Source organism: Azospirillum lipoferum (assembly GCF_024170005.1).
Classification (GTDB): Bacteria; Pseudomonadota; Alphaproteobacteria; order Azospirillales; family Azospirillaceae; genus Azospirillum; species Azospirillum lipoferum.
Genome location: NZ_JALJXJ010000022.1, coordinates 1 through 25,463, shown reverse-complemented (window position 1 = coordinate 25,463; position 25,463 = coordinate 1). Strand labels below are relative to the sequence as shown.

The window sequence follows — 25,463 nt, the reverse complement described above, 5'->3', positions numbered from 1 at the left end:
TTACAGACCCGCATACATGCGGCCGGGGTTGAGGATGCCCTTGGGGTCGAAGCTTTCCTTGACCCGGCGGCTGAGCGCCATCAGCGGTTCGGGCAAGGGTTGGAACACGTCCGTCGCCACGCGCGCCGCCTCCGGCGCCCGCACCAGCGTGGCGTGGCCGCCGGCGGAGAGCGCGCTTCGGATAGCCGTTCCCGAATCGGGCGGTGCGGTCAACCAGACCAGCCCGCCGCCCCAGTCGTAGAAGGCTTCGACGTCGAGCGTCCGGCGGATGGCCTCGACGGTGGACGGACCGGCCGAGGGGGGGACGGAGAGTTTCCAGAGCTGGGCGTCGCTGCCCACCCCCAACCCCACCCCGTCCCGAACCTCGCGCCAGACTGCCCGCGACTCGTCGCGCCCCAGCACGGAGTCGGCCCGCAGCTCCTCGCGCAGCATGGTGCCGCGCGCGGCGACCGACGGGCCGAAGCCCTCCAGCCGCACCAGCGTCACCGCTCCGCCCGCTCCCGCCACGGCGGACGTGCCCGAGCGCGCGGCGATCCCCGCCGGCAAATGGGCGGCCCCCGACACCTCGTAGGGGCTGCGCAGTGCGCGGTCGAGCATCGCCACAGCCGCCGCGTCGTCCAACCCGAACAGCAGCAGCGTCGCTGTGTCCTCCGGTGCCGGCAGCACCTTCACCGTGATCTCGGTCAGCGCGGTCAGGGTGCCGAAGGAGCCCGCCATCAGCTTCGGCACGTCATAGCCGGTGACGTTCTTCACCACCTTGCCGCCGCCCTTGTAGGCCTCGGCCCGGCCGCTGATCCCGGCGATCCCCAACGTGTGGTCGCGGGCCGATCCGGCCGAGATCCGGCGCGGCCCGGCCAACCCGCTGGCGACCAACCCGCCGAGGGTGCCGCCCTCCGGCGGCTCGAAGGCGAGATGCTGCCCGCGTTCGGCCAGCATGCTGCGGATCATGTCCATCGGCGTGCCGGCCAGCGCGGTCAGTACCAGTTCTTCCGGCTCATAGGCGATGACGCCCGATAGGCCCGACAGGTCGAGCGCGTGGCCGGCCTGCACCGGGCGGCCCAGCCCGCGGCGGCTGCCGCTGCCAAGGATCTCCAGCGGTTCGCCGGCCGACAGCGCCCAGCGCACCGCGTCGACCGCCTGCACGGCGCTTTCCGGCTTCAAGGTGGTGATGGTCATGACGGACAGCGGGCCCCTCAGAAGCGCGGGATGTCGGGGAAGCGCAGTTCCCCCTGGTGAACATGCAGCCGGCCGAGTTCGGCACAGCGGTGCAGCGTGGGGAAGACCTTGCCCGGGTTCAGCAGACCGTCAGGGTCGAAAGCGCATTTCAACCGCTGCTGCTGCTGCAAATCGGCCTCGTCGAACTGGTCGGTCATCAGGTCGCGTTTCTCGACGCCCACCCCATGCTCGCCGGTCAGCACGCCGCCGACCTCGACGCACAGGCGCAGGATGTCGTTGCCGAAGGCTTCCGCCGCCTCCAGTTCACCCGGCTTGTTGGCATCATAGAGGATCAGCGGGTGCAGGTTGCCGTCGCCGGCATGGAAGACGTTGGCGACGCGCAGGCCGCAGCGGTCCGACATCTCCTGCATCCGTTGCAGCACGAGCGGCAGCGCCTTGCGCGGGATGGTTCCATCCATGCAGTAGTAGTCGGGACTGATCCGGCCCACCGCCGGGAAGGCGGCCTTGCGCCCGGCCCAGAAGGCCAGCCGCTCCTCCTCGCTCTTCGACACGCGGGCATAACAGGCGCCCTTGTCGCGGGCGATCGCCTCGACCCGGTCGATCAGATGGTCGACCTCCGCCGCCGGACCGTCCAGTTCGACGATCAGCAGCGCTTCGACATCCAGCGGGTAGCCGGCATGGACGAAGGCTTCGGCGGCATGGATGGCTGGGCGGTCCATCATCTCCATGCCGCCGGGGATGATCCCGGCGGCGATGATGGCGGCCACGCAGTCGCCGCCCTGCTCGCTGCTGGGGAAACCCAGCAGCACCGCGCGGGCGGTCGCCGGCTTCTTCAAAATGCGCACCGTGACCTCGGTCACCACGCCCAACAGCCCTTCGGACCCGGTGACGATCCCCATCAGGTCGTAGCCGCCGGCATCCAGATGCTTGCCGCCCAGCCGGATGACGGTGCCGTCCATCAGCACCATCTCCAGCCCCAGCACATTGTTGGTGGTCAGGCCATATTTCAGGCAGTGCACGCCGCCGGAATTCTCGGCGATATTGCCGCCGATGGTGCAGGCGATCTGGCTGGACGGATCGGGGGCGTAATAGAATCCCTCATGCGCCACGGCGTTGGAGATGCCGAGGTTGGTCACCCCTGGCTGCACCGTGACGCAGCGGTTGGCATAGTCGATGTCGAGGATGCGCTTGAACTTGCCCATCCCCAGCAGCACGCCGTCGGCCAGCGGCAGGGCGCCGCCTGACAGCGAGGTGCCGGCGCCACGCGGCACCACCTTCACCCCCATCGCCTTGCAGGTCTTCAGGACCTGCGACACCTGCTCCACCGTGCTGGGCAGCACGGCGACCATCGGCAGTTGGCGGTAGGCGGTCAGCCCGTCACACTCGTAGGCGCGCAGCTCGTTCTCGTCGACGATCACGCCTTCGCCGGGAACGATGGCGCGTAGCGCCTCCACGATCTCCCGGCGGCGGGCGATCACCACGCTGTCCGGCACCGGCATCTTCATGGCGGGCGGTCCTTATCCCGTTGCGGCGAAGTCGTCCGCCACACGTACCATCCGCCGCAACCTTAAGACAAGACGATGCCGCTTCCGATCAGGAGGCCCCAAAACGCAAGAGCCGCACCCGAAGGCGCGGCTCTTGCGTAAACACCCGATGACGGAGAGGCAGGGCGCAATGCCCGGCCTCGCAGTCGATCGATCTTTGCGGATCGATCAGCCCTGGCGGGCCTTGAAGCGGGGGTTCTGCTTGTTGATGACGTAGACGCGGCCCTTGCGGCGGATCACGCGGCAGGCCTTGTGGCGCGTCTTCATCGACTTCAGGGAGTTGACGATTTTCATGATGCTGTTCCTGAACGCTCGGCGGCTCGATTGAAGGCGCGCACCATAGTGCGGTGCCCACCGACTGTCAACGCCTGGGAACGGCCCGAAACAGGAAGCTTCGCCGCCCGCATTTCGCGCCGCCTCCACTCCGCAGGAACCACAGGAGCGGGAGGCTGGGGATGCAGTACATATCCGAAATACACGATACTATGGTATGTTCCCCAATAAAGGGAAATTTGTGGAGCGTTCGGATGGCCGGGATGGAATGTATACAACTTCGCGTTAGAGGCTGCTGGCGTGCGGTGAGCGGAAGACGACTATCGACCCATGACTTTCGACTTGTCGCCACCCAGCCAATCCCAATAAAATCCGCCGGGCAGTCGAACCAATACACAGTATTTACTTATAACACTCCAGCACATTCACCAATCCTTCTCAATATTATGCGGTGTATTGACGCGACGATGCGAAATCGTATGCTGCGGAGTTGAAGAGCTGTTCTTGCTGATGTAGGAACATCCTCAGATATTCAGCGGCATCCGCGCCGCCGCCGTGCATGATTACAGCCGACCACCGGGATGGCTGTCGATTCGTGCCGGATCGGTCCGGACTCCGTCCCGTTTTTTGCGCATGGCATGCCGCATGGGGCCGTCTGCGCAGCGCATCATCGATGGGGGGATCATGAAGTTCTGGAACGCTCTCTCTCTGGCAGCCGCGGCCGGCGCGCTGTTCCTGTCGGCCACAAACGCCGAGGCGGCCTATCCGGAGAAGCCGATCACGATGATCGTGGCCTTCGGCGCCGGCGGCGGCACCGATCTGCTGATTCGCGCGCTGGCGCCCTTCCTGGAAAAGCAGCTGGGTGACGGCAGCCGGGTCGAGGTGGTGAACAAGCCCGGCGCCGGTGGCGAGATCGGCTTCGCCGCCATCGCCGACGCCGCTCCCGACGGCTACACCATCGGCGCGATCAATTCGCCGAACGTCAACGCCATCCCGATCGAGCGCCAGGCCCGCTATTCGCTGGACCGTCTCGACCCGCTCTACAATCTGGTCGACGACCCCAGCTCCTTCGCGGTCCAGAACGAAGGACAGTTCAAGACGCTGACCGACGTGGTCACCTTCGCCAAGGCCAACCCGAACAGCGTCACCGTCGGCACCACCGGCATCGGCTCCGACGACCATCTGGCGATGCTGGTGTTCCAGCGTCAGGCAGGCGTGACCTTCACCCATGTGCCCTTCCAGGGCTCCGCCGCCAACGAGGCGGCGCTGGCCAACAAAAAGATCATGCTGAGCGCCGTGAACATCGGCGAGGCGATGCAGTACAAGCAGAAGGACCCGATCGCCGTCCTCGGCGTAATGTCCGACAAGGCAGTGGAGCAGGCCCCCGGCGTCGCCACATTCAAGGACCAGGGCTTCGCCGCGCTGATGTCGTCGCTGCGTGGCATCGCGGCGCCGAAGGGACTGCCGCCGGACGTGCGGACCAAGCTGGTCGACGCGCTGGGCAAGGCTGCCAACGACCCGGGTTTCCAGGCCAAGGCGAAGGAGCTGTACCAGCCGGTCCGCCTGCTGCCGCCGGAGCAGTATGCCGCCGAACTGGCCGAGTCGACCAAGGAACTACGCGAGCTGTGGGCCACCAATCCGTGGCTGAAGTAAGCTCCCGCTAGGGTAAGGCAAAAAGTAAGGGGCGCCGGCAATCTGCCGGCGCCCTTTTCATGTCCACCCGGAACCGCGCTTGCTTCGGCCCCCATCACTTCAGCCAGGGCGTTTCCTTCCAGATGGTGCGGAAGGTCGCCTCCTGGGTCTTCAGCTCCGCCGCGTACTGGTCGGGGGGAAGCAGGCGCAACGGCTGGTAGGCCTTGCGGGCGATGTCCTGGAACTCCGGATGCTGGACCGCCTTGGCGATGGCGTCGACCAGCTTGGCACGGATGTCCGGCGGCAGGCCCATTGGGGCGGCGAGACCACGCAGGGACGACATCTTCACGTCAAAACCCAGTTCCTTGAAGGTCGGGACGTCGGGCGCCTGCTCCGACCGCTGATCCGTCATCACGCCCAGGATGCGGATCGGGTCGCCTTCGCGCGCCCGTGCCGATTCGCCGATGTTCATCGAGGTGACCTGGATATGCCGGCCCAGCAGCGCCCGGTGGGCGTCGGCGCTGCCTGGGAAGGGCACATGGGTCAGCTGGGTCTGGGTCAGGCGCTGGAACATCAGCATCGCCAGATGGTCGTCGGAGCCGATGCCGGTGGTGCCGACCGTCACATTGTTCGGGTTGGCCTTGGCGAAGGCGGCGACGTCGGCCAGCGTCTGGAAGGGGCTGTCCTTGTGGACGACGAAGGAGCCGGGATCGTCCACCAGATTGTAGAGCGGGTCGAGACGGTCCAGCGAGAAGCGCGCATGCCGCTCGATCGGGATGGTCACGACGTTGGGCGAGTTGATGAGACCGATGGTGTAGCCGTCGGGGTTGGCGTCGGCGATGGCGGCAAAGCCGATCTCGCCGCCCGCACCCGGCCGGTTCATCACGATCACCCGGGCGCTGCCGCCCAGTTCCTTCTCGATGAAGGGGGCGAGCGACCGGACGATGAAATCGGACCCGCCGCCGGCGGCATAGCCGACGATCAGGCTGATCGGCTTCTCCGGATAGGCGGCCCAGGCCGCACCCGGCGCCGCCAGCACGACGGTGGCCACCAGCCCGGCGGTGACGATCCCGACCGCCGCCGCCAGCCGCCGCACCCCACGCATCCATGGCCCACGCGACAGCAGACCGCGTGACAAGGCGCCGAGCCGACCGATCCCGGCCGCGGCGGCAGGGTCTGTCGATCCATCCTGAACGGCGGAATGCGCCTTCATATTCATACATCGCCTCCTTCGGTTCGCATCCGCGCCACGGCCGGGACGGCGATCCAGCGTCGGCCCCGGAACCACCGCCCACACGGATGCGGCATCTTTCAATTGCTTTTTATCCGTCAGCAGACGCCGTTCCAGCGCCTTCTTGCCGCACATCCCATCGTAAAGGCGATTTTCCAGCAATCAACCTCCGTTTCGTTGTTTTCAGTCGCAGTTAAATATTCTAATACTTGTTTGCCAGTTGTGATTCACCCGTAGTAAGGATTATCCGGGCCGCGTAGCACCGGATGCCGTTCATTCGCGAAAGGCTGTTCCCGGCATGACCGTTCACAAGGATTTCGCCCGCCCCGACGCCGCCACGATCGAGGCTCTGCGTGCCCAGTCCCCCGCCACCCTGCACGAGGCGATGGGCAAGAAGGGCGCCATGGGCCACCCGATCAAGCCGCTGTTCCCCGGCATGCGGCTGTGCGGCCCGGCGCTGACCGTGTCCTGTGGACCGACCGACAATCTGATGATCCACATCGCGGTGGCGCTGGCCAAGCCGGGCGACATTCTGGTGGTGGACTTTAAGGGCATGACCGATGCCGGCCCCTGGGGCGACATCCTGACCGCGTCGGCCATCGCGCGCGGGCTGGGCGGGCTGGTGATCGACGGCTGCGTGCGCGACGCCACCGCCATCCGCGACATGGGCTTCCCGGTCTTCTGCCGCGGCACCAACATGAAGGGCACCAACAAGACCGACGCCAAGGGCGACGTCAACACCACCGTCGTGGTCGGTGGCGTGATGGTCTCGCCGGGCGACATCGTGATCGCCGACGACGACGGCGTGGTGGTGGTGCCGCAGGCGCTCGCCGCCGACACGCTGGAGAAGGCCGCTGCCCGCGAGGCCGCCGAAGCGGCCTACCGCCACAAGCTGGAGGCCGGCGAGACGACCATCGAGCTTCTGAACCTGAAGCCCTATCTCGACGCCGCCGGCATCACGCTCTGATCCGCCCACCGACGGAAGCCCTCCCGCCATGCCCGACATCATCATTTCCGAATTCATGCAGCCCAGCGCCGTCGACGAGCTGCGACGCGACTTCGACGTCCATTACGACGAGACGCTCTACAAGCGCCTGGACGAGCTGTATGCGATGGGCAGCACCGCCCGCGCCATCTGCATCCGCAACGAAACGGAGATCCGCGGCGCCTTCTTCGGCGCCTTCCCCAACCTGAAGGCGGTCGGCCGGCTGGGCGTCGGGCTGGACAACATCGACGTGCCGGCCTGCCAACAGCGCGGCATCGCCGTCCTGCCTGCTACCGGTGCCAACGAGGTATCGGTGGCCGAGCTGGCCATCGCCGGCCTGATGATGCTGGTGCGCGGCACCACCTATTTCGCGACACCGGACGTGGCCGCCGGCAAATGGCCGCGCGGCCGGCTGATCGGGCGCGAGGTGTCGGGCAAGACGCTGGGGATCGTCGGCTTCGGCCGCATCGGCCGCCATGTCGCCCGCCGCGCCCAGGGGCTGGACATGACGGTGATCGCCGCCGACCCGCATGTGCCGGCCGACGATCCGGTCTGGGCCCGCATGGGTGTGGAGAAGGTGTCGTTCGACCGCATCTGGGACAGTGCCGACGCGCTGTCGCTCCACCTGCCCTACACGCCGGACACCCACAATCTGGTCAGCGCCGAGGTGATCGCCCGGCTGAAGCCCGGCACCATCCTGGTCAACGTCGCCCGCGGCGGCATCGTCGACGAGGCGGCGCTGGCCGAAGCCCTGAAGGGCGGCCATCTCGGCGGCGCCCTGCTGGACGTCTACGCGACGGAGCCGCTGCCGGCCGACAACCCGTTCCAGGGTGTGCCGAACCTGATCCTGACCCCGCACATCGGCGCCACCACCGACGAGGCGCGCATCCGCACCGGCCACATGATCGCCGACAATGTCCGCGCCGTGCTGACCGGCACCATCCCGGACACCGCGATCGTCTGACCGCGACCGCCAAGCGATCGCCAAGCAAATGCAAAGGGCCTTCCTCCGCCGGCATGCAGGGGGAGGCCCTTTTTCGTGCCCCGCTTGCAGTCCCGCGGCAAAAGGCGGAGAGTCGCGGCCACCGCATCCCGCCCATTGGTTCCGGAATTTCCTCCCTTGCGGCTGCTGCTGATCGAAGACAACCGCCGGCTGGCCACCCTGACCGCCGAGGGGCTGGGCAAGGCCGGCTTCGCCGTCGACCTCGTGCACAGCGCGGAGGATGCGTCGGCCGCCCTGGCCGTCGCCGGGTTCGACGCCGTGCTGCTCGACCTGGGATTGCCCGATGCCGACGGGCTGACGCTGCTGTCGGCGCTGCGGGCGCGGGCCGACGCCACCCCGGTGCTGATCCTGACCGCGCGCGATTGCGTGGACGACCGGGTCAGGGGGTTGAACCTGGGGGCCGACGACTATCTGGTAAAGCCCTTCGCGCTGGAGGAACTGGTCGCCCGAATCCGCGCCCTGCTGCGCCGGCCGGGGGCGGCGCTGGGGATGGTGCTGCAACAGGGGAACCTCGCTTTCGATTCGGCCGCCCGGCTGGCCAGCGTCGCCGGCAAGCCGCTGGACCTCAGCCGGCGCGAGCTGGACGCGCTGGAACTGCTGCTGCGCCGCGCCGGCCGGGTGGTGTCGAAGGCGGCGCTGGAGAACGGCCTGTACAGCTTCGGCGAGGAGGTGGGGTCTAACGCGGTGGAGGTGCTGATCCACCGGCTGCGCAAGCGGTTGCAGGCCGCCGGAGCCACCGCCGGTGTCCAGACCCTGCGCGGCATCGGCTATATCCTGACCGAAACCCCATTGGAAAAAGGGGCGGGGAAAGAGGCGGAGAGCGGGGAGTGAGCGGCGGCGCGAACGAAACCCGCCCGCCGTCGCTGCTGGCCTCCATCGCGCGCTGGCTGGTGCTGGTCACGCTGCTGGCGGTCGCCACCACGGCTCTGCTGCTCTATGTCGAGTTCAAGGGCACCCATGACCGGATGCGCCAGCGCACCCTGTCCGGCGTCGTCCGCGTGATCGAACGGGCCGTGCGCGGTCCGGACGACAGGCTGAACACCGCCCTGACCGAGTCGGTCCAGGCGATGCTGCGGGTGAATGCCGCCTCCTTCGCCCTGGTCGACGGCGAGGGCCGGCTGCTGCTCGGGTCCGCCGGGGTGGAGGGCCCCCTCGACCCCGGCGCGACCGAACGGCCGCGCAGCGTCTTCCGCGTGCCGGCGCAGAATGGGGAACCGCCGCTCTACGGCCTCAGCCACCGCATCGCGGTGGGTGGGCGGCCCTATTGGATCCAGGTGGCCTCCGGCGAGGAGGAACTGCACATCGAATGGCTGCTGGAGGAATTCGTCGAGCATTTCGGCTGGATCTGGCTGCCCTTCGCCCTGGTGCTGATCCTGGTCAATCTGGTCATCATCCACCGCGGCCTGCGCCCGCTGCGCCGTGCGTCGGCCGGTGCCGCCGCGATCGGGCCGGACAGCGTGTCGGAACGCCTGCCGGAACAGGGCATGCCGCGCGAGGTGCTGCCGCTGGTCCGCGCGGTCAATCAGGCGCTCGACCGGCTGGAGGCTGGCTATGAGGCCCAGCGCAGCTTCATCGCCGACGCCGCGCACGAGCTGCGCACGCCGCTGGCGGTGCTGGACGCCCATCTGGCGCTGATCGGCGCCCCAGGCGCCCCGATCCGCGCGGATGTCGCCGGCATGGCGCGGCTGGTCGACCAGTTGCTCGATCTGGCGCGGCTGGACGCCCTGCGCATCGCCCCCGACGAATCGGTCGACCTGTCGCAGATCGCGGTGGAGGCAGCCGCCCATCTGGCTCCGCTGGCGCTCGGCAAGGGGCGCCTGATCGAGGTGATCGGCGACGGCCGGCCGCTGCCGGTGCGCGGCGCCCACGACCCGCTGTTCCGTGCCCTGCGCAATCTGGTGGAGAATGCCGTCTGCCATGCCCCGGCCGGCAGCACGGTCAGCGTCGAATTGGCGCTGACCGCCACGGCCGAGCCCCTGCTGCGGGTGATCGACCGCGGCCCCGGCATCCCGCCCGACCAGCGCGCCCGCGTGTTCCAGCGTTTCTGGCAGGGCGACCGCGACAGCCGTCCCGCCTCCGGAGCCGATGGCGCCGGAACCGGCGGTAACGGAACCGGCGGAGCCGGCTTGGGCCTGTCCATCGTCGCCCGCACCATGGCGGCGCATGGCGGAACGATCTCGGTCGAGGACACCCCCGGCGGCGGCGCGACCTTCACCCTGCGCTTTCCACCCATGCCGCGGCGAAGCGACGCAGCGCGGCCGAGTCCGGTTGCCACCGGCACCCGGCAAGCCCCCCTGTAAGCCCCCTGTAAGCTTGGCAGGCTAGACCGGTGGGGAACCCTTTCCCCTGCCTGGATGACCGCCGATGCTGTCCGCCACCTCCACCCCCTCCCTGTCGTCGATGCCGTCGCCGCTCCAGAGCCGTCCGGCCGTAGCGCCCGGCATCGACAGCGATGGCGACCGCGACAACGACACGCGCGAGAGCGCCGCCGCCCAGGCCGCCGAGCAGCGCAGCGCCATCCCCAGCCTGCCGGCGGACCCCAACCGCGGCCATACACTGAACATCACCGCCTGAACGGAGGCGCGTTTTCCAATGACCACCACCTACAGCGCCACGCAGAAAGCCCTGCACTGGCTGATCGCCCTGCTGATCGTCGGCGTCTATCTCCTGACCTTCGGCGAGGATTTCTATGAGCGCGGGCACCCGATGCGGGCCACCATCTGGTGGCTGCACATTTCCTTCGGCCTGGGCCTGCTGGCACTGGTGCTGGCGCGGATCATGCTGCGCCTGACCCGCGGCACCCCCGCCCTGCCGCCGGAGATGACGCCGGCCGAACGCGGCGCCTCCCACCTCGTCCATTTCGGGCTCTACGCCCTGATGCTGGCGATCCCGCTGGTGGGCGTGGTGCTGACCTGGCTGCGCGGCGACACGCTGACCTTCTTCGGCCTGTTCACCATCCCCTCCCCCGTCGAGACGGACCGCACGCTCGGCCGCTCGGTGAAGGAGATCCACGAACTTGGCGCCAATCTGATCCTCGCCCTTGCCGCCCTGCATGCGGCGGCGGCGCTGTGGCATCATTTCATCCGCCGCGACGGCGTCCTGGCCCGGATGCTGCCCGCCCGGCATCGGGGGGAACAACCCGGCCTCGCCGACTGACCCCGGCCGGCTTCTTTCTCCATCGGCGCGAGCGTCAGCCCTGTGCGCTCGCGCATTCAGACATTATAGTCATTGCCATACATATGCATGGCGACGACCGATGGCAGGACGCAAGACGACAGGACGCAGCCGGGATACCGGCAACACCGGAAGCGGATCCGAAATGGATGATGCCGGCCTGGGCGCCGGCCTCCTGCCCTTTCCCGACCTGCTGGCCTCGAATGCAGAGCCCGGCATGGACGTGGTGGAAGAGACCGGAAACACGGTCACCACCAGCGGTCCGTCCGGCGAAGCCAGCGACGAGACCGGCAGCGAGGATCCACACTACATCGACCATCGTGAACGGCTGCGCCGCCGCTTCCTCGACCGCGGACCGGACGCGCTGGAGGATTACGAGCTGCTGGAGATGGTGCTGTTCGCCGCCAGCCCGCGGCGCGACGTGAAGCCGCTGGCCAAGCTGCTGATCCAAACCTTCGGCGACCTGTGGGGGGTGGTCAACGCCCCGCCGGAACGGCTGCGTGGCCTGAAGGCGGAGGGCGTGTCGCTCGGCACCGACAATGCCGTCGCCACCGTGCGCATCGTCGGGGCGGCGGCCCTGCGCGCCTTGCAGCAGCGGGTGATCGACCGGCCGGTGCTCGCCTCCTGGCAGGCGCTGATCGACTATTGCGCCGCCGCCATGGCGCATGAGCCGACGGAGCAGTTCCGCCTGCTGTTCCTCGACCGCAAGAACAAGCTGATCGCCGACGAGGTGCAGCAGCGCGGCACCATCGACCACACCCCGGTCTACCCGCGCGAAGTGGTGAAGCGGGCGCTGGAACTGTCGGCCGCCGCCGTGATCCTGGTCCACAATCACCCGTCCGGCGACCCCACCCCCAGCCGCGCCGACATCGAGATGACCAAGGAAATCGTGCGCGCCGGCAACGCCGTCGGCCTTGTCGTGCACGACCATCTGGTGATCGGCAAGGGCGGCCGGCACACCAGCTTCAAGGCGCAGCGCCTGCTGTGAGTTTGCCGTGAACGGGCGGCCCGTCCCCCGCTTCCCGTGCAGCCGCGCCATGCGCCGCCACTTTGCATTTGCGAATCGGTCGCCATTTTGTTGACCTGACGGTGACCCGCCGAAAGAACGACCGACCGCATGTCCTCCCCGCCCTTCTCCCTGAAGCGCCGCAGCCTGCTGATCGGGTGCGGCGCCCTGGTGCTGGTGTCCGACCGCGCGCTGGCCGCTCCCGCCGCGCCGCGCCGCCTCAGCCTGAGGAACGAGCATACCGGCGAGACCTTCGAGGGTCCCTACCGCGATGCCGACGGCCCGCTGCCCGACGCGATGACCGACCTCGCCAAATTCCTGCGCGACCACCGTGCCAACAAGGAAGGGCCGGTCGACGTCGGCACGCTCGACTTCCTGGCCGACATCCTGGAAGCGGTGGGCCAGTCCAAGGCGACCATCCTGTCGGCCTTCCGCACGCCGGAAACCAACGCCATGCTCGCCGCCCGCAGCCTGGGCGTGGCGGAGCACAGCCAGCATCTGCTGGGCCGCGCGCTGGACGTCACCCTGCCGTCGCGTCTGCCCGATGCGCACCGCAGCGCGCTCGACCTGAGGCGCGGCGGCGTCGGCTGGTATCCGCGCTCCCACTTCCTGCACATCGACACCGGGCCGCTGCGCAGCTGGGAGATGTTCGGCCAGAACCTGGACGGCCTGTTCGCCCCCGGCGCCCGCGGCACCCGCCTGCGCACGGTGTCCCAGCGCATGCAGCTGCACCGTGCGCTCGCCCGCCGCCAGATGCTGGGACGGAAGTGAGGCTGGATCTTTCCGCCATACCGGTGTAGGGAAGTCGCCATGACCGTCCGCATCGCACTCACCACCCCGATGTATTATCCGCCGCTCACATAGCGCGGCGTCGATCGGTCATACCCGAAACCATGCCGTCGCAAGTCCGGCGGCCATGGTTCTCTTCCCATACAGAGACAGTCTCCGGACGGCCCGGCCAACCGTAGAGACGTCTTTCATGCCGACCAGTTCCAATACCGCCGACTTCCTGCACATCCTGCGCGAGCGCGGCTTTCTCCATCAATGCAGCGATCCGGCCGACGATTTGTCGGGCCTCGCCGCCGCCGCACCCGGCGGAGTACTGACCGCCTATGTCGGCTTCGACGCCACGGCGGCCAGCCTGCATGTCGGGCATCTGCTGTCGATCATGGCGTTGCGCTGGCTTCAGCGCACCGGCAACCGGCCCATCGTGCTGATCGGCGGCGGCACCACCAAGATCGGCGACCCCAGCTTCCGCGACACCACGCGGCCGATGCTGGACGACAGCCAGATCGCCGCCAACGCCGCCGGGCTGCGCCGCGTCTTCAGCCAGTACATGAGCTTCGGAGACGGCCCGGCGGACGCCGTCATGGTGGACAACGCCGACTGGCTGGACGGGCTGGATTACGTGCCCTTCCTGCGCGATGTCGGCCGCCATTTCACCATCAACCGCATGCTGAGCTTCGAGTCGGTGCGCCAGCGCATGGAGCGCGAACAGCCGCTGACCTTCCTGGAATTCAACTACATGATCCTCCAGGCTTACGATTTCCTGGAGCTGTCGCGCCGCTACGGCTGCCTGTTGCAGATGGGCGGGTCGGACCAGTGGGGCAACATCGTCAACGGCATCGAACTGGCCCGCCGGGTGGAGCGGCGCGAGCTGTTCGGCCTGACCACGCCGCTGCTGACCACCGCGTCGGGCACCAAGATGGGCAAGACCGCCGGCGGGGCCGTGTGGCTGAACGCCGACGCGCGCAGCCCCTTCGATTTCTGGCAGTTCTGGCGCAACACCGAAGACGCCGACGTCGGCCGTTTCCTGCGCCTGTTCACCGAACTGCCGCTGGAGGAGATCGCCCGGCTGGAGTGCTTGGAAGGGGCCGAGATCAACGAGGCGAAGATCGTCCTGGCTACGGAAGCGACCCGCCTGTGCCACGGAGCCGGGGAGGCCGAACGGGCGGCATCGGCCGCCGGCAGCCCCTTCGCCCCCGATGGTGACGGCCTGCCGGAAGTCACTCTGCGGTGTGAGGACGGGGCCGACGGCGTGCCGCTGGTCGATGCGCTGGTGGCGGCCGGCCTGTCGGCCTCCAAGGGCGCCGCACGCCGCCTGATCCGCGAGGGCGGCGCCCGGCTGGACGGCCAGCCGGTGACCGACGAGGCGGCGACGCTCACCGCATCGGCCGTGCTGTCGGCTGGCCGCAAGCGTCATGTCCGCCTGATTGTTACCGCCTGATCCTGGCTCCCTGAACGGGAGCGGTGGCGTCAGCCCTCCAGCTGGCGCCACATCTCCATGTCGCGCTCGGCGGTCCAGATGCGCGGATCGACGTAGCCCGTCGCCTCGTCATAGGCGCGGGTGACGTTGAAGGGCATGCAATGGTCGAAGATCACCCAATGGCTGAACTTTGGCTTCAGCGCGGCATAGGTGTCCTTGTAGATGGTCCGCAGGTCCTTGCCGGCGGCGACCCCCTGCTTGACCAGTTCGAACAACTCGCTGGTGAAGGCGCGGGTGCCGCGCAGCCCCTCCTGCACCTGCTCCGCCGTGGTCAGGGCAGCACCGCGGCCGGGCACCAGCTTCTCCGGCTTCAGCGCGGCAATGGCGTCGAGCGTCGCCGGCCAGTTGGTGAAATAGGCGTCGCCGCAATAGGGGGTGGCGCCATATTCGACCAGATCGCCGGAGAACAGGATCTTCTGCTGCGGCAGCCAGACCACCGTGTCGCCCTTGCTGTGGCCACGGCCGAGTTGCAGCAACTGCACCTCCAGCGAGCCCAGCCACATCGTCATGTGGCCGCGGAAGGTGATGGTCGGCCAAGTCAGGCCGGGGACCGACTCCACGGCGCGGAACAGGCGCGGGAAGCGGCCGATCTCGCTCGCCATGTCGGCTTCGCCGCGCTCGACGATCAGGTCGCGGGTGTCCTCGCTGGCGATGATCTGCTCCGGCGCATAGCCCGAGGCGCCCAGCACGCGCACCGCATGATAGTGCGACAGCACGACATGGCGGATCGGCTTGTCGGTGACCTCGCGGATGCGGCGGATGACGTCCTGCGCCATCACCGGCGTCGCCTGGGTGTCGATCACCATCACCGCGTCGTCGCCGATGACGATGCCGGTGTTGGGATCACCCTCCGCCGTGTAGGCATAGGCATTGTCCGACAGCTTGTCGAAGCTGACGGTCTTCTCGTCCAGGTCGGCATGCGAGGCGAAGTTCTTGGACATCCGGTTTCTCCACAGGTGCGGCCGATACCTCCAACCCTCAAGGAGTCACGGCCGTCATTGATCGGTTGGGCAAACCATATCGTTTCATCTGAAACTATGCAACGCGTTTGAATTAACCGGTTGTTAGCGGGCGCCGCCGCTCCCTTGCTGCGTCAGTTTGCCGGGGAGGCGTTGAGTGAAGCGGTGGGTGCGGTTCGATCTTGCCGGAATACTGGCCGGAATGCTGGTTGCGGCATCGCTGATGGTTGTCGCCACGCCGGCGCTGGCCGACCGCGCGCCGAAAGGCATTGCCGCCGTTCCCCCCCACTGCCTGGACATGGCCTCGATCGAATGGCAGGTGCCGGCCGACGCGCTGCGGCTGATCCTGGCGGTTGAACAGGGCACGCCCGGCGCCTGCTCGGTCAACAGCAACGGCAGCAAGGATTGCGGGCCGGGACAGATCAACAGCATCTGGTTCCCGGTGATCGCCGCCGGCCGCGTCCCGCCGGAGGTGGTGCAGCAGGCGCTGACCTTCGATCCCTGCTACAACATCCGGGTCACCGCCTGGATCCTGCGGCGGGAGATCGACGCCGTCGGCTGGGAGAATTTCTGGACCGCCGTCGGCAATTATCACAGCCACACGCCGGAGTTCCACGCCCGCTACCTGCGGCGGGTCGTCGAGGCGGCGAAGGCGCTGTCCGGCCAGCCAAAATAGCCGGCTCCCATAAGCTCAGTTAAAGCGGCTTGCGCGTCAACTCCACCAGCATGCTGACCTTGCCGCCGGGGCCACCGGGACCGCAGGACAGGCCCATGCAGAAATAGGACAGCGCCATGTCCGGGCAGAAGGCCAGCAGGCCCGACGCGTCGGTCAGCGAGGTCCGCTGGTCGATAGCGTCGGGCAGGACGACGCGCAGGCCCTCCGGCGTCACCGTCAGTTCCCCGCCCATCCGGCGGGCGGCACCCAGGCAGACGGCGTCCGACCGGCTGCCGCCCTCGGCCACCGCCTCGCCCAGCAGATAGCTGCGGATATGCAGGGCCGCTCCGATCCCGGCGAACAGGACGCCGCAGACCGACAGGGCGATACAGGTGGTACGGGCCGATCCAAGGGCGAAGAGGGGGCCGGTCATGGCGTTGGAATATCCTCGGCTTAAAGAGGCTGCCGCGCGATGTGTTCGGCAAGCTGCAGGATCGGCACGATGGTCAGCCCGAACATGACGATGCCGGCCACCCCGACCACCACCACCGACAGCCCGCGCAGCACCGGCTCCGCCACCGCGACGGCGTGCAGGTAGAGGTCGCGGTACTGCTCGGCCAGCGCGGACAGGCTCTGCGCCAGTTCCACCCGGTTCTCCGCTGCGGCGATGGAGGCGCGGTCGGTACCGGGCAGCGCCCGCATGGCGTCGGTCCAGGGCAGGCCGGCGGCGACCGCCCGCGTCGCCTCGTCGAGGTCGGCGGCCAGCGCGCCGGCCGGGGCGCCGTCGGCGGTCAGCCGAAGCGCCCGGTCGATCGGCACACCGCCGGCGACCAGCAGCGACAGCTCGCGGAAGATCACATGGTGCTGGATGCCCAGCGCGATGTCGCGATAGAGCGGGATCCGCATCACCACCCGGTCGACCCGTTCGGGCGCCGCCCGCCGGCCGACCGTCGCCAGTCCGCCCAGCACGGCCAGCACGGCCAGCACCACCGCGACCAGCCCGGTGGTCAGATTGGACAGCAGATAGACCCAGTCGACATTCACCTCCTCCCCCGCCCGCCGGAACACTTCGGTCTCGAGCAGGAGCGGCGTCAGGACGAAGGAGGTGCCGACCATCACCACGCCCGACGTCACGACATAGAGCACCGCCAGCGCCAGTCCGGAGCGGAAGCCCTGCCGCGCCCCGGCGATCTGCCGTTCGAACTCGGCCGCGGTGCGCAGGGCTGCCGGCGTGCCCTCGCCGAAGCCGCCGGCCCGCACCAGCGCCACCAGCACCGGCGGGAAGCTGCGCGGCTGGCGCAGCATGGCGTCGGCGAGATCGTCGCCCAGTTCCACCGCGTCGGCCATCCGTTCGGCCGTGCGCCGGATGCGCCCGCGGAAGGCGGCGGCAATGCGGCGCAGCGCCTCGGCCAGTCCGACGCGCGAGTCCAGCATCGCCGCCAGCCGGATGAACAGGATGTGCCGCTCGTTTCGGTCGAGCGGACGGCCCCAGCCGCCGACTTTCAACCGCCGCCGCACCGACAGCACGCGGCCCCGGCCGCTGATGGCGTCGCGGGCACGGCGTTCGTCATCGGCCTCCACCTCGATGGAGCGGGCACGGCCGCCGGCGAGCAGCCTGACCTCGAACCACGCCATCGCCGCCGTCCCGTCAGCGCGCCGCCGGACGGAAGACCGTCACGGTCGGCCGCAGGATCAGGAAAAGCGCATCCTTGCTGATGTCCTGCGCCTGCTTGCCGATCACCCCCTTGTCGATCGCCCCGCGGGTCACCGTCGGCTGGTTGCCGCTGAAACCGCGGCTGTCGGTCTGCAATCCGCCCAGCACCACCGTGTTGCCGGCCACCACCCGGACGATGTCGTTCAGCGCCTGTTCCTGCGTCACCGGCTGGGTCAGGATGCCCACCTGGTTGCCGGCGTTCAGGTCGCGGAACTCGATCAGGTTGTTCAGCAGCAGGTTCAGGTCGATGGTGACGATCTGGTTGTCGGCGTCGAAATGCGGCGTCAGCTTGATGGTCAGCCCGGTCTGCACCGTGCCGGTCTGCGCCGACCCGACGATGCCCGGCGAGTTCAGCGCCGCTCCCCCGGGAGCGGCGGCTGCGGTGCCGAGCCCGCCGACGGCGGTGACGCCCACCCCGGTGACATAGGGGATGGTCTGGCCGCTGCGCAGCGTCACCTCCGCCCCTGACAGGGTGTGCACCTCGACATTCTGGCGGGTGTCGGTGTTGCCGAACTTCGACAGGAAGGTGATGGCGCCGGCGACGTTGAACACGCCGCTGACCCCCAGCAGCGTGCCGGGGTTGGAGATGTTGACGGAGATCGGCGGCTGGGCGGCCGATATGGTGCCGGCGGTGGTGGCGGTCGTCGTCCCCGTGGTCGTCGTGGTGGTGCCCGATTGCAGCCGGTTGAACTGCAAGGCCAGCGCGTTCCAGTCGAAACCGCTGGCCGACTGGTCGGTCAGGCCCAGGCTGACCACCGCCAGCTGGATGCGCACCATCGCCATGTTGCGGTGCAGCCGGTCGATGTAGGGCTGGATCACCTCGCGGTAGACGGTGGGCGAGGCGGAGAAGACCACCTGCCCGCCGCGCAGCGACTGGGTGATGTCGGTGGCGCCCAGCGTCTTCAGATCGGCCATCACCGAATCGATGACCGCCTGGTTCTGCGGCACGGTGAAGGCGAAGCGGTCGCGGTTGCTGAGGAACAGCGTGCCGTTCTGCCACCAGGCCACCACGCCCATGCCGGTTTCCAGCACCCCGGCCAGATCGGTGAAGCTGCCGGTGAAGGCGCGGATCGGCAGGGTCTGACGCAGCATTGCCGCCCCGTCGGTACCCTCGAACCGGGTGGCGACCGGCACGCCGGAATAGGTCATCATGCTGGTCAGCCGGTCCAGCGTGTTCTCCCCCGACGGGAAGCTGACCGAGATCTGGCGCGCCGCGAGGCTGGCCGGCAGCGGCTGGCGCAGGGATTGGGCGACCAGCATCCCCCGGCCGACCGGCACCTCGGTCACCGCCGGCGAATTGTCCTCGGTCAGGCGCTGCTCGGCGGCGGCAACCACGGTCTCGCGCTTCGGCAGCTCGGCCACCTCCGGCAGGGAGCAGCCGGCCAGGGAACCGGCAGCCAGCAGCCCCAGCACGGCCGGCATCAGGAAGCCGCTTTTGCGGATCACGGTCATCTTGCGCATGTGGCGGGTCCCCCGCCCGTCGCCGGGAAGGCGCGCGGGTCGATCAGGAACGGCGTACCGGCGCGGTCCTGGAAAAAGGCGCGGCCATCGAGGCAGCCGACGAAGGTGGCCCCAGACGGCACCAGATCGGCCGCCGACATGCCGGGCGCCGGCATATTGGGCAGCGGCGGCAGCGACGGCGCCCCCGGCGGGCTGCCGGCCAGCGCGGTCCCCTGCCGGCGCCCGCCCGGTGGCGTGGCTCCGGGCGAGATCCCGCCGGGGAATGCACCCCCGGTTGCGGCCATCCGGCGGGCCAGCGCATCCTCGACCGCCCGCGGCAGGGCACCGTCGCGCGCCCGGCCGTCGAGCGCGTCGATCATCGCCTTGGCGACCCGCTCCTCAAGCCCGGACACGGCGGTGTCGATGCGCTGTTGCAGGCGCCTTTCCAGATTGTCCTGGCGGTCCTTCGGCGGCAGGAACGGGCTTTCCTCCGCCAGCGCGGCAGCCGGGAGCAGCAGGCCAGCCGACAGCGACGCCGCCAGCAAGGCCGCTCCCGCCATTCCTCCGATCACTCCGGAAACCCGATCCGCCATCATTCCCGCCCGTTGGTCGCGATCCTCCGATCCGGCGGCAATACTCCCAGCGCTATGCTTGAGAATGGGTAAATCGGCGACTGTCCACAGCATCAGCGGGGGCATCAGCGGGCACCCGCACTCTGGCCCGCAATTTCGATGGTCCACTTGCCGTCGCGGTATTCCAGCTTGCTGACGTAATTGTCCGGACCGGTGGCGGCCAGTGCCGCCTCCCACTGCCGATGGGGCATCTGCTCCAGCGTCAACGCCTGCGGCTGCGGCACGCGGTGGGGCGACCAGTAATAGAGCCCGCCGCCGGTGGTCAGCAGCCCCAGCCCGGCGGCGAAGCCGACTGACGACAGCGCCAGCGGCATCGAGACCGGAGCCGCCACCCGCCGCATCCGCCGCGTCGCCCGGATGGTGCGCAGCCTGACCTGATCGGCGGTCACCCAGGGCGGGATCATCACGCCATAGGCCTTGCCGTCGACCGGCACCGTTGGCCGGATCGCCGCCATCTGAAGCTGGACCTGCCGGCTCTTGGCCTCGGGCAGCAGTCCGCCGACCGGACGCCCGTTGCGCACCGTCAGCTCGAACACCCGCCGCCCCGACGGCACCAGCGCGATGCCGCCGGGATTGGCGTCTAGCTCCGTCACCAGATCGGGCAGGAAGGAGCGGCCGGGACCGCCCTCGTGAATTTCATAGAGAAAGCCGGTCCACAGCGGTTCGACCGCGTACCAGCAGCGTTCGGAGCTTCCCACCGTGCGCCGTGCGAACGACCGCGCATAGGCGAGGGCGTCGCGGCGCTCCACGCCTTCCAGGAAGCCGTACATGACGTTGGTCGCAAGACCGCCGCTGCCCAAGAACGCCCCTGCCTTCCCGACCCGACCGAAAGAGGTGGCGAAACTCCATCCAAACTACCACGCATGGATAGGATGCCGCAGCATCTCTATGCCTGTCGGAGCCCTGCGGTCAATGGCCGGGGCCGAAACAAGTTCAGGACCGGACCCACGTTCCTATCGCGCCGCCCGCTGCATCCACAGGGTGGCGGCGACGGTCCCAGCCGGCTCTCCCCCCACCCCGCCGCAACTGCGCGTCACCTCGTACAGTCCCTCCGGCCGCCGGGTGGCGAGGAAGGTCAGCGCCCCCATCACCGGATCGCCGGCAGAAGCACCTGACAGCGGCCCGGACAGGCAGAACCAGTTGCCCTCCACCTGCACGCCATAGGACCAGGACAGCCCCGACACCGCCGCCGGCATCGTGCCGAAGACGGGGAACAGCGCCGCCTGCCACCCGTCGGCGGCCGGGGCCGCGGCACCGCTGGCCTGCCGGCTGCGATAGGCGCCCTCCAGCACGGAAAACCCGGAATCCGCCTGCGAGGCGACGCGGCTTTTCGCCATCGCCGACGGGTTGACGTACTGGATGCCGCCGGCCACCACCATGCCCATCAGGGCAAGGGCGAAAATCGCCTGGATGATGTTCATCGCTGCGGGACTCTCATTTCTTCGGCCTCACTTTTTGGGCCGGGGCACCGGCATGCGCTGCTCCACGCCGCTCGCCTCGCTGCCGAAGACCCGGCGCAGTTCGGCGGCGGTGGTGACGCCGGCATGGAATTTGGCAACCGCATCCTCGTACAACGACGGCCAGTTCCGCGCCCCCTTCGCCGCGGCGACCACGGCGGCGGGATCGTCGAACACCGCGCATTCGCTGACCGCCGTCCGCCCGGCATAGCCGGCATTGCCGCAAGCCGCGCAGCCGGCGCCACGGCAGGCCCGGCAGAGGGTGCGGACCAGCGACTGCACCAGGACGCCGCGCAGCAGCGACTTGATGTCATGGGCCGGAACGCCGAGATGGCGCAACCGGTCGATCGCCCCGTTGACCGACCCGGTGTGCAGGGTGGTCAGCACCATATGGCCGGTGTCGGCCGCCCGCACCGCGATCTGCGCGGTCTCCTCGTCGCGCACTTCGCCCAGCACGATCACATCGGGATCGGCGCGCATGAAGGTGCGGACCACTCGCGCGAAGTCGAGCTTGACCGCCGGGTTGACGTTCACCTGCCCCGTATAGGCCATGCGGTATTCCACCGGATCCTCGATGCTGTAGATGGCGCGGCCCAGCCGGTCCATCTCGCGCACGGTCGCGGTCAGGGTGGTCGATTTACCCGAGCCGGTCGGCCCGCAGACCAAGCACAGCCCGTGACGCCGGTCCACCGCCCGCCGCCAGTCGCCGACATGGCTGATGCCCAGCCGGTCCAGGTTCGGCTGCACCCGCTCCACATCCAGGATGCGCATGACGATGATCTCACCATCCACCGACGGCACGGTGGTCACGCGCAGGTCGATCGGGCGGCCGCGATGCTCGATCTCGAACCGCCCTTCCTGCGGCAGCCGCCGTTCCGCCAGATCCATGCCGGAGCGATCCTTGATCCGGGCGACGATGGTAGCGGCGCTCCCGGCCGCCGTCTCGTCCATCAGGCGGCGGACGCCGTCCACCCGCAGGAAGATGCTGCAGGTCTTGCGGCGCGGCAGGATGTGGATGTCCGACGCCCCAGCCTCCACCGCGCGGGACACCAGCTGCTCCACCGGGTCGCTATCCTCCAGCCCGGACTGGGCACGGCGGACGCGGTCGAGGAACTCGTCGAACTGGTCGGGCACGAAGCTGCTGAAGCGCACCGTCCGGCCGGGGTAATAGCGGGCCGCCACCCGGCCGGCCACCGATTCGTCATGCAGCGTCGCCACATGCACCGCATCGTCGCTGAGCCCGGTGACGATGATCGCGTGGCGCTCCAGCAGCGGCAGCGGGATCGGCGTGCCGCCCATCGCCTCCGGCGTTTCCAGCGCGGTCTCATGGCTGATCTTCGCCTCGTTCAGGTCGGCGCGGGCAAGGAAGCCGTTGCGCACCAGGATGGCCCCCAGCGACTCGCCGGTCACCCGCTGCTCCGCCATCGCGGCGTCGAGAATGCCGCGGGTCACCAGCCCCTTGCGCAGCAGATAGCCGGCCAGCTCCTCGCGGAAGGCGGCGGAGGGCTTCAGGACCGGCATGTCCAACTCGCCCGGTTGGCGACCGACGGCAGGGCGGCACCCGATGCGGCAGCCCCGGAAACGCCACGCACACCCTCCCCTGCAACCACCTGCTGCTGGCCCGACTGCTGTGTGAACAGGGCGCCCTGGGCGCAACGGCCGCCGGGGGCCGACCAGATGTGGCTGTTGGGGTCCGCCACCGCATGCGACCCGCCGAGATCGAGGACCCCGGCACTGCCCGGCCGCGCCGCCGGCCCACCGATGACGGAGGACTTCATCTCAAGCTGACCATTCTCGATGACGATGCCGAAGGGCGTGCCGTTGTCGACGGAGACATCGGTCCGGTCGAGGATGGCCTGCCCGCCGCCGCTGCGCAGCGCCGCCATCGGCAGGCCGCGGCCATGGACCTGCAGCCGGGGACGTCGCGTCTCCGCCGTGAAGGTCACCCCGGCCCCCAGCGAGGACACCAGCGCGCTGCGCCCGGCTCCCACCGTGACCTCGACCGCCGCATCGCGGAACAGGGCGGTGCCGCCGTCGACCAGCACGCCATCGCCGCCGGGGGCCGACACCGTCAGCCGCCCACCCGCGACGTCCAGCCGCGCATGCGCCACCCGCAGCCCGGCGGCCCGGTTGGTGGAGATGGCGTTGTCCCCGACAAGCGTCAGCTGGGTGCCGGGCAGCGCCTCGACCGGCATCTCGAAGCCGATATTCTCGATCCGGACATCGGTCGGCAGACGCAACGCCATATCCGGCGGGTTGGTCGCCACCACGACGCCGGGCCCCTCCGCCTTCAGCACCAGACGCACCGCCCGGCTGCCGCCCGGATCGGCGGCCAGCGCCTGCACCTGCGCCGCCGGAAGCTCGTGCCGGCCGGGGGCGAGGCGCAGGACCATGGTCGACGGCCGCGTCGCCTGCCAATGGCCGAGTGCCGCCGACAGCGTCATGGCGTCGCTCTGGCTGGTCCCGGTCGCATCGCCCTGCGCCGTCGGCGCGACATGGCGCGTGACCGTCGCCGAGGCGGCGAGCGCTGCGAGATCGGCCGAAGCCCCGCGGGTGACGGCAACGGCGCTGCCCTCTGGAACCTCGATCCGGCCATCGCGGACGGTCAGGGCGGCACAGTCCGGCAGGGTGGTGGAGCCGATCGGCGGCGCCACGATGGCAGCGATCACCCCGGCGCGGGCCAACTCCACTGGAGCGGCGGGGGCCGCCGCCACATAGCTGCGCCCGCCGCCGGCGGCACCCGCAGGCCAAACGGCCGTCCGCAGTTGTGGCGCCGCCCGCTCCGATGCCGGGGCAAACACACAATAGCCATAGACGGCCCCCCAGGGCGTCCGGGTGCCAGGCATCAGCCAGCGCGGCAGGGTGCCGGCTGGCTGCGCAGGATCCTTGGACGCGGCCTTGCCGCCTGCCGCCTGGGCCTTTGCGGGCGTTGCACTCGCGGGACGGGGCGGCGGATCCTCGGGTGCCGGCGGGCTGGCGACACCGTCATTGTCGAGAACGCGCAGGTTCGCCTCGACCAGGGCCGCCAGCCGGTGCATGTCGGCAGCGCTCCGCTGGGCCTGACTGACCCGGTTCGAGGCGTCGACCATGGTGTAGGCGGTGTAGCCGGTCGTCGCCACCAGCGAGATGGCCATGATGGTCATCAGGATCAGCGATGTCATGGCACGACCTCCGAAAACGGGCCCACTCTATCCCGCGGCCGGGTCCCGGACCAATCCCATTGCCGCGCTTTTAAAAAAGACCCGGAAAATACACGAAAACGCCCCGGCCACTGGGGTCGGGGCGTCTCGGTCAAGAGCAGTGCACCTCAGCCGCCGCTTAGAACTTGTAGTAGGCGACGTACTTGTTGTTGTCGCCGGCGATGCCGGTCACGTTGTTGAAGGTCAGCGCCGTGGCCGTGGTGATCTGGACGCAGCCGAACTTGTAGCCGGTGAAGGCGGTGTTGAAGGCGGCGGGGGTGGCGATCGTCAGCGTCAGGCCGGTACCGGGAACGGCCAGCGTGCCGGTGGCGCTGATCTGGCCGCCGGCGCGGGCGATTTCCGTGCACTGCGACAGGGCGGTGGTGCCCAGAACCAGGAAGATGCCGCCGTTGGCGAAGCTGGTGAACTGGGTGACGCCGGTCGCCGTCGCAGTGTTGGTCAGGTCGAGCGTGTAGGCGCCGGCAACACCGTTCCAGGTGCTGGAGATGGTCGGGGCGGTCGGCACGGCGGCGAGATAGCCGGTGTTGATCAGGTCGGTCTGAGTCGCCGCACCGGACATGGTGGGGAAGGTCGCGCCCGCAGCACCCAGGGTCGTGGTGTTGCCGTTGCTGCCATACAGCGTCCAGGCCGCATCGACCTGCGAAAGCGCCTGGATGATGCCGACGGCAGCCGCCTTCGGACCGGCGGTGGTAAAGGCACTACCCACGTAAAACACACCGGCGGCTCCCATCACCGCCGTGAGAGCGACCGAAATAATGACGGTCAAAATATTGAACATTCATGTCTCCTGGGGAGGCCGGCACACGGCTCGTGGTCGCGTGACAGGAAAATTGCCCCAGCCCCTTCCCGGCTTGGCGCCCTTCCACCTGTCTGGTTTTTGTCTCAAACAGGTTCATTGTAAATGCGTTTATGAGGCGTTAATTCCGCGCATCCGTTGATTTGCCGGTGGTCTTCCGACGTGGCACCTCACCGCGCCGGTTTCTTCATAGCGGCCATTCTGGCGATCGGAGAACGAGGACCGGAACAGCAAAAAGCCCGCGCTCCTTGTGGAGGCGGGCTTTTTGTTGACTTGGTTGCGGGGGCAGGATTTGAACCTGCGGCCTTCAGGTTATGAGC

General features: G+C 68.8%; 25 protein-coding genes. 11 read left to right on the top strand and 14 right to left on the bottom strand.

Annotation, left to right across the window (positions count from 1 at the left end; translation table 11 throughout):
- The 3 genes from glcE to ykgO all read right to left on the bottom strand — a co-directional run bounded on the left by glcE (position 1) and on the right by ykgO (position 3,014).
- Positions 1 to 1,176, bottom strand: a complete 1,176-nt coding sequence (gene glcE, locus J2848_RS32640; protein WP_149234851.1) for a glycolate oxidase subunit GlcE — start codon at positions 1,174 to 1,176, stop codon at positions 1 to 3.
- A 17-nt stretch (positions 1,177 to 1,193) separates the two neighbouring features.
- Entirely contained in the window at positions 1,194 to 2,681 is a 1,488-nt protein-coding gene (locus J2848_RS32635) for an FAD-linked oxidase C-terminal domain-containing protein (RefSeq protein WP_149234852.1), read from the bottom strand.
- Positions 2,682 to 2,888: 207 nt separating this feature from the next.
- Positions 2,889 to 3,014, bottom strand: a complete 126-nt coding sequence (gene ykgO / locus J2848_RS32630) for a type B 50S ribosomal protein L36 (RefSeq protein ID WP_012973122.1) — start codon at positions 3,012 to 3,014, stop codon at positions 2,889 to 2,891.
- 663 nt (positions 3,015 to 3,677) lie between these two features.
- Between ykgO and J2848_RS32625 the strand changes: the two genes are divergently transcribed.
- Complete coding sequence (locus J2848_RS32625; RefSeq protein ID WP_149234853.1) at positions 3,678 to 4,646, top strand: tripartite tricarboxylate transporter substrate binding protein; 969 nt, start codon at positions 3,678 to 3,680, stop codon at positions 4,644 to 4,646.
- A 94-nt stretch (positions 4,647 to 4,740) separates the two neighbouring features.
- On the opposite strand, the gene J2848_RS32620 is transcribed toward J2848_RS32625, so the two are convergent.
- Entirely contained in the window at positions 4,741 to 5,844 is a 1,104-nt protein-coding gene (locus J2848_RS32620; RefSeq protein ID WP_149234854.1) for a tripartite tricarboxylate transporter substrate binding protein, read from the bottom strand.
- 310 nt (positions 5,845 to 6,154) lie between these two features.
- Between J2848_RS32620 and J2848_RS32615 the strand changes: the two genes are divergently transcribed.
- From J2848_RS32615 to tyrS, 9 genes are all read left to right on the top strand, one after another.
- Positions 6,155 to 6,823, top strand: a complete 669-nt coding sequence (locus J2848_RS32615; protein ID WP_149234855.1) for a 4-carboxy-4-hydroxy-2-oxoadipate aldolase/oxaloacetate decarboxylase — start codon at positions 6,155 to 6,157, stop codon at positions 6,821 to 6,823.
- A gap of 28 nt (positions 6,824 to 6,851) precedes the next feature.
- Positions 6,852 to 7,805 carry a hydroxyacid dehydrogenase gene (locus tag J2848_RS32610; RefSeq protein ID WP_149234856.1) on the top strand — a complete coding sequence of 318 codons (954 nt, stop codon included), beginning with the start codon at positions 6,852 to 6,854 and terminating at the stop codon, positions 7,803 to 7,805.
- Between the two features lie 156 nt (positions 7,806 to 7,961).
- Entirely contained in the window at positions 7,962 to 8,675 is a 714-nt protein-coding gene (locus J2848_RS32605; protein ID WP_149234857.1) for a response regulator, read from the top strand.
- Positions 8,672 to 10,144, top strand: coding sequence for a sensor histidine kinase (locus tag J2848_RS32600; protein WP_149234858.1), 1,473 nt, complete (start codon positions 8,672 to 8,674; stop codon positions 10,142 to 10,144). Before J2848_RS32605 ends, J2848_RS32600 begins: the two co-directional genes overlap by 4 nt.
- A gap of 64 nt (positions 10,145 to 10,208) precedes the next feature.
- Complete coding sequence (locus J2848_RS32595; RefSeq protein WP_149234859.1) at positions 10,209 to 10,418, top strand: hypothetical protein; 210 nt, start codon at positions 10,209 to 10,211, stop codon at positions 10,416 to 10,418.
- Between the two features lie 18 nt (positions 10,419 to 10,436).
- A complete protein-coding gene (locus tag J2848_RS32590) occupies positions 10,437 to 11,000 on the top strand; it encodes a cytochrome b (RefSeq protein WP_149234860.1) in 564 nt (187 codons plus the stop codon).
- 163 nt (positions 11,001 to 11,163) lie between these two features.
- Positions 11,164 to 12,006 (top strand): RadC family protein, encoded by an 843-nt coding sequence (gene radC, locus J2848_RS32585; protein WP_376992708.1) that lies wholly within the window; start codon positions 11,164 to 11,166, stop codon positions 12,004 to 12,006.
- Positions 12,007 to 12,135: 129 nt separating this feature from the next.
- Positions 12,136 to 12,795 (top strand): YcbK family protein, encoded by a 660-nt coding sequence (locus J2848_RS32580; RefSeq protein WP_149234862.1) that lies wholly within the window; start codon positions 12,136 to 12,138, stop codon positions 12,793 to 12,795.
- Positions 12,796 to 13,003: 208 nt separating this feature from the next.
- Entirely contained in the window at positions 13,004 to 14,251 is a 1,248-nt protein-coding gene (gene tyrS / locus J2848_RS32575) for a tyrosine--tRNA ligase (RefSeq protein ID WP_149234863.1), read from the top strand.
- Between the two features lie 29 nt (positions 14,252 to 14,280).
- Here the strand turns inward: tyrS and J2848_RS32570 are convergent, their stop codons facing one another.
- Complete coding sequence (locus J2848_RS32570; RefSeq protein WP_149234864.1) at positions 14,281 to 15,231, bottom strand: MBL fold metallo-hydrolase; 951 nt, start codon at positions 15,229 to 15,231, stop codon at positions 14,281 to 14,283.
- Between the two features lie 175 nt (positions 15,232 to 15,406).
- On the opposite strand from J2848_RS32570, the gene J2848_RS32565 reads away from it, so the two are divergent.
- Positions 15,407 to 15,925 carry a lytic transglycosylase domain-containing protein gene (locus J2848_RS32565; RefSeq protein ID WP_211103320.1) on the top strand — a complete coding sequence of 173 codons (519 nt, stop codon included), beginning with the start codon at positions 15,407 to 15,409 and terminating at the stop codon, positions 15,923 to 15,925.
- 19 nt (positions 15,926 to 15,944) lie between these two features.
- Here J2848_RS32565 and J2848_RS32560 read toward each other — a convergent pair whose 3' ends face one another.
- The 9 genes from J2848_RS32560 to J2848_RS32520 form a co-directional block, all read right to left on the bottom strand.
- Positions 15,945 to 16,337 (bottom strand): hypothetical protein, encoded by a 393-nt coding sequence (locus J2848_RS32560; protein WP_149234865.1) that lies wholly within the window; start codon positions 16,335 to 16,337, stop codon positions 15,945 to 15,947.
- A 20-nt stretch (positions 16,338 to 16,357) separates the two neighbouring features.
- A complete protein-coding gene (locus J2848_RS32555) occupies positions 16,358 to 17,539 on the bottom strand; it encodes a type II secretion system F family protein (RefSeq protein WP_149234866.1) in 1,182 nt (393 codons plus the stop codon).
- A gap of 13 nt (positions 17,540 to 17,552) precedes the next feature.
- Positions 17,553 to 19,079, bottom strand: a complete 1,527-nt coding sequence (locus J2848_RS32550) for a type II secretion system protein GspD (RefSeq protein WP_149234867.1) — start codon at positions 19,077 to 19,079, stop codon at positions 17,553 to 17,555.
- Positions 19,067 to 19,618, bottom strand: coding sequence for a hypothetical protein (locus tag J2848_RS32545; RefSeq protein ID WP_246194380.1), 552 nt, complete (start codon positions 19,616 to 19,618; stop codon positions 19,067 to 19,069). Before J2848_RS32545 ends, J2848_RS32550 begins: the two co-directional genes overlap by 13 nt.
- Positions 19,619 to 19,755: 137 nt before the next feature.
- The gene (locus J2848_RS32540) at positions 19,756 to 20,490 is read right to left on the bottom strand and encodes a hypothetical protein (RefSeq protein WP_246194378.1); all 735 of its coding nucleotides are present in this window, start codon (positions 20,488 to 20,490) and stop codon (positions 19,756 to 19,758) included.
- Between the two features lie 153 nt (positions 20,491 to 20,643).
- A complete protein-coding gene (locus tag J2848_RS32535; RefSeq protein ID WP_149234869.1) occupies positions 20,644 to 21,111 on the bottom strand; it encodes a hypothetical protein in 468 nt (155 codons plus the stop codon).
- Between the two features lie 27 nt (positions 21,112 to 21,138).
- Positions 21,139 to 22,668 carry a GspE/PulE family protein gene (locus J2848_RS32530; RefSeq protein WP_149234870.1) on the bottom strand — a complete coding sequence of 510 codons (1,530 nt, stop codon included), beginning with the start codon at positions 22,666 to 22,668 and terminating at the stop codon, positions 21,139 to 21,141.
- Positions 22,656 to 24,308 carry a hypothetical protein gene (locus tag J2848_RS32525; protein WP_149234871.1) on the bottom strand — a complete coding sequence of 551 codons (1,653 nt, stop codon included), beginning with the start codon at positions 24,306 to 24,308 and terminating at the stop codon, positions 22,656 to 22,658. Before J2848_RS32525 ends, J2848_RS32530 begins: the two co-directional genes overlap by 13 nt.
- 157 nt (positions 24,309 to 24,465) lie before the next feature.
- Positions 24,466 to 25,125, bottom strand: coding sequence for a hypothetical protein (locus J2848_RS32520; protein WP_149234872.1), 660 nt, complete (start codon positions 25,123 to 25,125; stop codon positions 24,466 to 24,468).
- Positions 25,126 to 25,463 lie beyond the last annotated feature (338 nt).